The organism is Gluconacetobacter entanii, assembly GCF_003206495.1.
GTDB lineage: Bacteria > Pseudomonadota > Alphaproteobacteria > Acetobacterales > Acetobacteraceae > Novacetimonas > Novacetimonas entanii.
In genome coordinates, this window is record NZ_NKUF01000099.1 from 1 (window position 1) to 3,079 (window position 3,079).

3 protein-coding genes and 1 pseudogene are annotated in these 3,079 nt (G+C 54.7%); 1 reads left to right on the top strand and 3 read right to left on the bottom strand.

Annotation, left to right across the window (positions count from 1 at the left end; genetic code table 11):
• Positions 1 to 106: 106 nt before the first annotated feature.
• Together CFR72_RS18220 and CFR72_RS16475 are read right to left on the bottom strand one after the other, a co-directional pair.
• Positions 107 to 358, bottom strand: a pseudogene (locus CFR72_RS18220) (IS1595 family transposase); the annotation flags it as partial.
• A gap of 86 nt (positions 359 to 444) precedes the next feature.
• Positions 445 to 1,815, bottom strand: coding sequence for a hypothetical protein (locus CFR72_RS16475; protein ID WP_014106958.1), 1,371 nt, complete (start codon positions 1,813 to 1,815; stop codon positions 445 to 447).
• A 370-nt stretch (positions 1,816 to 2,185) separates the two neighbouring features.
• Here CFR72_RS16475 and CFR72_RS16480 point away from each other — a divergent pair, with 370 nt between their 5' ends.
• Positions 2,186 to 2,368: a transposase gene (locus CFR72_RS16480; RefSeq protein WP_023524172.1), complete on the top strand. Its 183-nt coding sequence runs from the start codon at positions 2,186 to 2,188 to the stop codon at positions 2,366 to 2,368.
• A 242-nt stretch (positions 2,369 to 2,610) separates the two neighbouring features.
• On the opposite strand, the gene CFR72_RS16485 is transcribed toward CFR72_RS16480, so the two are convergent.
• A partial coding sequence (locus CFR72_RS16485) for an HNH endonuclease (RefSeq protein WP_110914788.1) occupies positions 2,611 to 3,079 on the bottom strand: 469 nt, incomplete at its 5' end.

Consider the following 3,079-nt stretch of genomic DNA (forward strand, 5'->3'; position numbering starts at 1 on the left):
CTGCTCAAAACGCAGACCGGAGGCCATCGCAAAAACCGTCAATCAAATCGCCAAAACCCAGAAATTACCGGCCAAGCACATCAATCAGGGGTTCTTCGATCCCTCCACCTCGCCCTCTTTTACCTTTGCGATGTCCGCCGAAATAGCTTTCATCGACTTCGATCTCTCCTTCAAGGGGCGCTTCCAGAGCATTATGCGCGATAATGATTTCCCGAAGCTTATAGTAAAACAGAGTCGCTGTATTGCGATTGACGCCGACAATTTCCGCAGCACTCCGCGCGGGTGTGCCCGCAACGAAGTGCGCCAGAAGGCATCTTTGGGTAGCAAATACCGGACGGCTGCGACGACGTGCTTTCATATGCCATATCAAGCTTTTATTGGCTTACCTATGCCAGCCCCAAACTCAATTCTTACCTTGCCGTCCGAAATGAAGGCGCACTCGGACTATTTCCGGAGTTCTATGAGTCCGAGCTCGTGCCACATCCAACCGAAATCATAAGCGGCCATGGCGCCGCCACTCCCTTGGGCGCGGGCTGTGACGTTTTCGATCCCTTTCAGCCAGGCAACCGTTTTTTTACGTCCTGAAGCCGTCTGGACGGCCTGACGCGGCGTCATATCTCCCAGAGCCGGAACAGGCTCATCAAGCACCTGCCGATAGTGCCGCTCCAGCATCTGCCCAATAATCCGGGCTTCCTCCTCGGGCGGGATCTGCAGCTCTGGCGAAGCCTCCCGCCCCTGCGTTCCCCGATCTTCCATCGCCTGCACCGGCGTCATGATCTGCATGAGCGGCGCGCGCACGAGATCTCCCAAACCAGCCTGCAGCATGGCACGGCCACGTTCGGCACGCTCTTTCGAATTCACCTGCAGCCGCAACTGGCGCCCCTTCAGGTCCAGCGTACCCAGCACGATCGTGCCATCATCCATCTCTGTGCGCAGGAACTTCCCGTTTTCATCCCGTCCAGCCTTCTGCACGGGATCGCTCATCGGCTCTTTCAACCAGTTCCAAAACGACCGGTTCTCCGGCCTCAGGGCCGTGATCCCGTCAAGTACATCCGCCACCGTCTTCTGCGTCACGCCGTTTGTCAGCGGGAAACACACTTCATAGAAGACCAGATCCTCTCCGTCCCCATTGAACAGCGCTGGACCGTCCATCTGCCGGGCCATGTCCTCCAGCGTCCGGAACAGCCAGGTCAGCGTGAACGTCGGCGCAAGTTCACGCAGCGTCTGCGTATCGATTTTTGGAAACTCCGTCTTGCCCTGTCTTTTCCGCAGAACTCTGTAAAGGTTCGCAGCCAGAGCTGCGCAGGCGCCCCATGAATAAGCGAGCAGCCCGCCTGCCAGAATGGTCTTTCCATCGGACGGCACGAGACGCGCTGCAATCCGGTCCCACTGTCTGAGTGTCCGGGTGGCCGTGCCATCATGCACCAGAATCGGATCACCACCCCGTAGCAGGTCACGCGCCATCAGGCTCTGGCCGGGTTTGATGTCCGAGACTTCATACAGACTCATGACCGAAGTCTTGAGAGCGCGCATATAGGCGCTATTACGTGGTCCTTCCTTCCAACCCCGACGCTTGAGGTAAACGTCCACGAAGTTCCGGCCATCATCCCAATCCAGCCCAAGAAAATCCTCGAAAGCACAGCCCCACAACGTCATGGCAACGTCGGGACCGATCATCTCCGCTAGATCCTCGAAGGTGATGTCTCCCGATTCCAGCACCGGACCGATGTGATCGCCAAGCACTTCGCTGAAGCAGTCCTGCCAGTCCTCCTGATTGAGATATCTGATCAGTCCTGTAAGTTCATCTGCGGCCATGACTGTTTGTGCATCTCCTGATATGGACAGTAGAGGGGCAGACTGTCCTGACTCGACAAGCCCAGAATGATAGCCCGAAATAGGCGACAGAACGCCCTATTCTTTCATCATACATATGTGACCTTCGACAAAATTGTGCCGGATTATCTTTTCATCTGTTTCCTATGTGTGTCCTGCGGTGGAAACTTAGACGCAAAAAAAAGCCGTCTCTAAGGGCAGTTTTTTTAGATATCAGCATGTTCAGTTTAGGTGCGGGGGAAACCAACCAATGATACTTGCGATCGGTGGACCGCGAGATACCCCGTCTCGCCGGATGCCGAGATGACAATGCCAGAGCCCATGGGCTTATCCAATGAGGGCCTGTTAGGTCTTGAATAACAGAACGGACTGCATAGCTGTTTGTGATGAGCATGGCGAGGCACTGCCCTTCACACTGTCGCCCGGACAGGTGCATGAACTGCCATCCGCTTATGCCCTGCTCGACGATCTGCCATACCCACCGACCTATGTCGTCTGTGATCGCGGATATGCCTCGCACAAATTCCGTGAATAGCTCTGGGACCGGGGATCTCGTCCTGTGATTCCGGCAGGAAAGGATGATCTGGAAGTCGCCTGTCTCAGGTGGGATTACAGACACTGGCACCTGGTCGAAAACCTGTGGGCAAGGCTCAAGGAGTGGGGGCTGTCGCGCCCCGATATGAAAAGACAGCCGCGTCCTTTCTTTCCGTCATCCTCATCGCTGCTACAGCAGACGACATCAAGGCCTAACAAGTCCTAGTAGTCGAGCCCTCCTCATTAGCCTTTAAAAATTGCCTCTCTGTGCAGCGCTAGGTAAGTCGCCTGTGCATTCGTAAATGCGCCGACGTTAATAATGTTATCCAAGCCCCAAGCCGACCAAACTTCAGGCGGTAGCACGGCTGATTTCAGTAACGTTCCATCATTGGCAAAGCTAATCCGACCACGGTCAAACAATCGATCAACATGTGGCGACAACAGCAGGCCATTGCAGCCATCCAGTTTTTCCTGATCAGTGCAGTCACGCCAGGGTTTAATATGACTGGCAATCAGAAAACGTGGATCTGATACACCAGTTATACGACACCGTCTTTCGTTCAGTCGCACATTGGCCTTAAACACTCCTTGCCCGCGGCGGGCTAGAACCAATTGGAGGGTTCGAAAAACCCTCTGGTATTGAGGTCTGCTCTGTGATTCCATTTTCCTTGCGTTGATTGGAGTATGGATCATGAAGCAGACGGGATTTTTT